Below are 5849 nucleotides of genomic sequence, written 5' to 3' on the forward strand. Positions count from 1 at the left end.
TTTTATAGGCGATGATTATTTACGTTCGAGTAAAACTCCCGCTTCCATGTGGTGGGTAAATGGGAACTGATCAAACAACGCAAAGCGAGTGACCTTATGGGTTTCACTCAAGATATCTAAGTTGTCTTTCAAGGTTTCAGGGTTGCACGAAATGTACATAATACGCTCGTATCCTTGAACCATCTTGCACGTATCAACATCCATCCCTGCTCGTGGCGGATCGACAAAAATTGTGTTGCAGTTGTAGCTCTTTAGGTCAACGCCGGCATCTTGTAAGCGACGGAATTCACGCTTGCCTTCGATTGCTTGTGTAAACTCTTCAGCAGATAGGCGCAAGATCTGTACGTTATCAATCTTATTCGCAGCGATGTTGTATTGCGCTGACACTACAGAAGGCTTAGCAAGCTCTGTGGCTAACACTCGGTCAAAGTTTTGTGCCAGAGCAAGAGAGAAGTTGCCGTTACCACAGTAGAGTTCAAGCAGATCGCCTGAGCTATCCTGAGTACAATCGACCGCCCATTCCAGCATTTTCTCGGCAACTTTACCGTTCGGCTGTGTAAAGCTATTTTCAACCTGCTGGTAAACGTAAGACTGACCATTCACATCAAGTTTCTCGATGACATAGTCGCGATCCAGAACAATCTTCATTTTACGTGCACGGCCGATGATATTGAGATTGAACCCTTCATCATTCAGTCGCTGTTTCAGTGCTTTTGCGTTTTGTGTCCACTCGTCATCAAGTTGGCGATGGTAAAGCAGTGACACTAGAATTTCACCGCTCAAGGTAGAAAGGAAGTCGACTTGGAAAAGCTTGCGGCGTAGCGAGTCATTATCTTTCATTGCATCCATCAGCAATGGCATTAAATCGTTGATTAAACGGCTCGCTGTTGGGAATTGGTCAACGCGGTATTTTTCACGAGTTTCTTGGTTGAACATGATGTAGTAAAGGTCTTCACCTTCATGCCAAACGCGAAACTCTGCACGCATGCGGTAATGCTGCTCAGGAGATTCAAACACTTCCAACTCTGGTACGTTATAAGGAGAGAACATCTCAGTGAGTCGCTCTACTTTTTCCGCCAGTTGTTCTTGGTAGCGCTGCGGGTTTACATCAAGAGTAGCCATGAATATTACCTTTGGGTTATTGCCTATGCTTTGTGCATTTTGTTTAAGAGCGCAGATTTTATTCAATCCCCGCTTGATGTCCAGTGTTGCTTGGTAATCACTCCACCAAGCCACTGTAAAAACTATAGCTTATAGCAATCTTAACTAGACAAAGTATCAATAGCTGAATAACATCTGCTCTCAGCTGGTGCTGTCTAGATGTATAGATGGCTGAAAAGGGAATCTGGTGAAATTCCAGAACTGACGCGCAGCGGTAAAAGAGAACGACCCCTCAAGAGACACTGCATAGAGGAACTATGTGGGAAGTCGAGGCATTAGGCTAACAGCTCTTAAGTCCGAATACCTGCCAGCAACTGAGCATACACTGGAAGCAAACGCTTCAGGCTCGGTAGGATTTACGCGATTTAGGACAACAATAATGAACCGATCTATTCTAGCGGTGGCCGTGGCGTCGCTGCTTCCCTCTGCATATTCTCTCGCTCAAGAAGTCTCTGTTGATGAGACAATGGTGATCTTAGCTCGAAGCGAAAATGTTAATACCATTGCCGATATTCCATCTAATGTCGTTGTTATCTCACGAGATGAAATTGAGCAAAGCGGTGCGAAGTCTTTGGAAGCACTGCTGCGTGGTCGAGCAGGTATTCAAGTTTCTGACTCAAACAGCGGACCTGCATTTTCAATTCGTGGATTTAGCGGCGAGCAAGCATCAAGCAATACTCTCGTCATGTTAGATGGTCGCCGATTAAATTCTCAAGATCTAGTTGCCCCAAATCTAAGCTTTGTGCAGCTAGATGATGTTGAAAGCATAGAGATTCTTTCTGGTAGTGCAGGTGTACTATACGGCGATCAAGCTGTAGGTGGTGTGATTAACATTGTTACCCGTTCATCGAAAGAAAGTCGAGTGGGTGTAAGCACCTCTTACGGAAGTTTTAATTCTTCAGTACAAAATATCTCCGCTTCCGGGCCAATTAATGATGAGTTCAGTTACCGCTTCTCTGCAACTCAGAATAATTCTGACAACTATCGTGATCATAATGCGAGTAAAAATGGCTCGGTGTTAGGACGTGTTGACTACCAAGATGATTCTAAGCAGTTGTTTGTTGAATTAGCTTATTATGATGTAGAGCGTGAATATGCAGGCAGCCTAACGAAAGAGCAGTTTGAAGATGACCCTACGCAAGTTAATCAATGGAACACAGAGGACTTTAGCCACGAGATTACGCGAGCGGCTAGACTCGGTTATCATCAATACTTAAACAGTAATTGGTTACTGAAGAACGAAATTTTAGTAGATGATGCAGGCAGCCGTGGCAAAGCGTGGGGAAGCTCCACTGAAACTGAGAGTGGCCAGCTTTATTACACTGGTCAATTGGAGGGTAGCATTGCTGTTGCTAACGGATCCAGTAACTTGCTTTTTGGTGTTGATGCTGCAAAAACTCATTACGATTACACTAGCTCTTTCACAGAGCGTGATTCGGAGCAGAAGAAGCTTGATGTTTATGGGCAGTATACCTATCCCTTACTTGATAAGTTAAGACTTACTGCCGGTGCTCGTTATGCGAAAGTTTCTGATGACTTAACCGATAAGGCTCTCTACCCTAATGGAGAGAGCATAAGTGATGATGCTACTGCTTATGAGTTGGCTCTAAACTATCAGCTAAGCGACAAAGCACGCCTTTACGCCCGCACGGAGAGTAATTTTAGATTTGCTAAAGTGTCTGAGCAATCGTACACCCCGCCTGGGGTTGTCGGTTTGAAACCGCAGACAGGTCTGTCTAATGAGCTAGGCTGGCATTGGAATGAAGAAGCTTATTCTTTGCGAGTTGATGCTTTCCATCTAAAACTAGAAGATGAAATTGTGTTCGTAAACGATGCTAGTTTGACCCCTGTGGGTGGAGCATTCCAAGGAGCTAATGTAAACGCGGACTCTTCAACTCGTTATGGTGCAATATTGTCTGGTGAATACTTCCTTTCTGAAGATGTGTCGTTATTTGCTGAGTACAGTTATGTGGACGCAGAATTTACAGATGGGCCTAACAAGGGTAAAGAGGTTTCTTGGGTAGCAAAACACAGTGGTAAAGTTGGCTTTGGCTACTATATTACTGAAAGTCTCGATCTGTACACGGATGCTATTTATACAGGTGAGCGCTATCAAAATGGTGATAATGGTAACGAATTAGATAAGCTAGATTCATACTGGCTAGTAAACTTAGCCGTTAACTACACATATGCCGATCTGACAGTCACGATGCGAACAGATAACCTGTTTAATGAAAAATATGCGAGTGCAGTATTCTACGATGGCTATTCTTCAGGCTACTATTCAGGTAATGAGCGCGCTTACTACCTGACAGCAAGCTACCAATTCTAAATACTTAAAACCGCCTTCGGGCGGTTTTTTCATTATATAGTGAACGATTATGGCAAAGAACGTCATCATAAGTTGGTCGAGTGGTAAAGATTCCACATTAACCCTAGAACGCTTGAATGAGAGTCCAGACTTTAACGTTGTTGGCTTATACACCACTTTCGTTAGGCACGAAGTTCCTTTTCAGGCAACGCCCGTTGAGGTACTTGACCTACAAGCTGAACTGTTACAGCTCCCACTGCTCAAAATAGAACTGCCTGAAATATTTCCACCTAATGAGATATATCAGTCTCTGATAGTCGAGGCTTTGCAATGCAGTGACTTGGCTATTGAGGCTGTGGCGTTTGGCGACATGTTTTGTAATGGTATTGCGGACTATCGACGCAGTTATATAGAGCCGGCTGGTTGGGAGTGCGTCTTTCCTCTACTCGGAGAAGAGAGCCAGCAACTGGCACAAGAGATTCTACAACGAGGAATAGAGACCTTGGTTGTCACTGTTGATAGTCAAGCGTTGGATTCACACTACTGCGGTCGTTGGTATAACCAGCAGTTCCTAAATGATTTGCCACAAGGTGTAGACCCTTGCGGTGAAGATGGTGAGTTTCATACTCTAGTGACCAAGACAAAGAGCTATTGTGGGGAAATAGGCATTGAACTCGGCAACCAAGATAACGATGGTCGTTTTTGTTATCAACGCTATACCGCCAAGAGATTGCCAAAACCGCTGATCTGAGTATTATTGCCACATCTCTATTAGTGGATCATTCAAGTGTCGAATCAAGCGAACGTTCTTATCTTTGACTCAGGTGTGGGCGGGCTTTCCGTATATGAGGAAATTGCTCGCATCCTTCCTCAGCTCAACTATACCTATATCTTCGATAATGAAGCGTATCCATACGGGGAGCTAGAGCATGACACTTTGATTCATAGGGTTGATGCGCTTATTGGCTCACTGGTGAAAGAGCAAGAGATTGATCTAGTGGTGATAGCGTGCAATACGGCAAGTACTATTGTCCTACCAACACTTCGCCAGCGTTTACCCATACCCATTGTTGGAGTGGTCCCGGCGATTAAACCTGCATCCAATATGGCAAATATTGCTGTTGGGCTAATTGCTACCCCCGCAACAGTGACACGGCAATATACCCATGACTTAATCCGCAGCTTTTCTCAAAGTAAGCCAGTTGAACTACTTGGCTCTACACGTCTAGTCGATATGGCAGAGGAAAAGCTCAGAGGAAAAGCCCTAGACCTGCAAGAGTTATCTCAAATATTAGCACCGATCAGTGGGCACATTGATGTCGCGGTTCTAGGATGCACGCACTTTCCTCTGATTAAACAAGAGATCCAGCAGGTGCTAGGTTCGTCGGTATTGCTGGTGGACTCAGGAAAGGCGATCGCTCGAAGAGTACAAGCTTTACTGGGGATAGAGAAACAAGAATGGTTAGGCAGGAGAGAGATTTTCTCGACGGCTCCCCCTTGGGAAGAGGGAGCACTTAATCGCGCATTAACTCATTTAGAGTTTAGCTCGGTTCAGAGCTATCCGCTGAAGATTTAGGGTCATTAGCAATACGGACTTTTAACGTTCTTTGCATATATTCATTTTCATTTAGAGCTTCAATCGCTTTTGGCGCATCTGCTGCCGCCATAACGACGAATCCAAATCCACGTCGTTTACCTGTCCTTTTATCCTTCATTAATCGGACGGCAAACACTTCACCATGTTTAGAGAACAGCTCTTTGACATTTGACTCATTCGCTTTGTACGGAAGGTTGCCTACGTAAAGAGTGTTAGTAGAAGGGTCATTTTGAGGCGCGTCGATGGGAGTGGTGTTCGAAAATTTAAAAACAAAAGCACAAGCTAAAACACCAATCACAAAACTAATAGCAGGAGATAGGGCTACCTGCGAAAAGAGGATTGCACCTATGATTGCGACCGCGACAATCATTAAGGTCGATTTGTTTGAATTCATATTGGAATACAACTATTGGTTTACTAATAAATACGGTATCTATTGTTAACAAAATAGACACAGAGATATTACGTATATGGTTGTTGTTTTTCCAACGTATTGATGTGACATGTCTCAAATGTTGAAATTTTATTCTATATCAACTGTTTTGATTTGTTTTTGAGCAGTCAGAAAATAAATCCAAAAAAACACTTGTCATCCTCCCAGACCTCCCTATAATGCCGCCTCACCGACACGGAATGAGACGAAAGTCACAATCCGATATTCGGTAGGAGAAAAGAAAAGTTAAAATAGTTCTTGACTCTCAAAATGGGAAGCGTATGATTCGCACCCCTGACGACAAGGCGATTTGCCTAAGCGTTGTCAGAAAAAGCTCTTTAACAATA

Annotated in this window: 5 protein-coding genes and 1 riboswitch; of the genes, 3 read left to right on the forward strand and 2 right to left on the reverse strand. The window is 43.8% G+C overall.

The features are described from left to right. Positions 1–15: 15 nt before the first annotated feature. Positions 16–1122, reverse strand: coding sequence for a tRNA (uridine(54)-C5)-methyltransferase TrmA (trmA, locus tag RH45_RS15795; protein ID WP_008078841.1), 1107 nt, complete (start codon positions 1120–1122; stop codon positions 16–18). Positions 1123–1291: 169 nt separating this feature from the next. Next, positions 1292–1487, forward strand: a riboswitch (cobalamin riboswitch). A gap of 53 nt (positions 1488–1540) precedes the next feature. Between trmA and RH45_RS15800 the strand changes: the two genes are divergently transcribed. Genes RH45_RS15800 through murI form a run of 3 tightly spaced genes read left to right on the forward strand, consistent with a single transcriptional unit; the run spans position 1541 to position 5048 of the window. Further along, a complete protein-coding gene (locus RH45_RS15800; protein WP_008078842.1) occupies positions 1541–3493 on the forward strand; it encodes a TonB-dependent receptor in 1953 nt (650 codons plus the stop codon). 49 nt (positions 3494–3542) lie between these two features. Beyond that, entirely contained in the window at positions 3543–4223 is a 681-nt protein-coding gene (locus tag RH45_RS15805) for a Dph6-related ATP pyrophosphatase (protein ID WP_008078848.1), read from the forward strand. A gap of 27 nt (positions 4224–4250) precedes the next feature. Further along, positions 4251–5048, forward strand: coding sequence for a glutamate racemase (murI, locus tag RH45_RS15810; protein WP_174263533.1), 798 nt, complete (start codon positions 4251–4253; stop codon positions 5046–5048). Here murI and RH45_RS15815 read toward each other — a convergent pair. Continuing rightward, on the reverse strand, positions 5014–5463 hold the full coding sequence (locus tag RH45_RS15815; RefSeq protein WP_008078856.1) for an RNA recognition motif domain-containing protein: 450 nt from the start codon (positions 5461–5463) through the stop codon (positions 5014–5016). The two genes, murI and RH45_RS15815, sit on opposite strands and share 35 nt — an antisense overlap. Positions 5464–5849: the final 386 nt, after the last annotated feature.

This window comes from Vibrio sinaloensis DSM 21326, assembly GCF_000189275.1.
Lineage (GTDB): Bacteria > Pseudomonadota > Gammaproteobacteria > Enterobacterales > Vibrionaceae > Vibrio > Vibrio sinaloensis.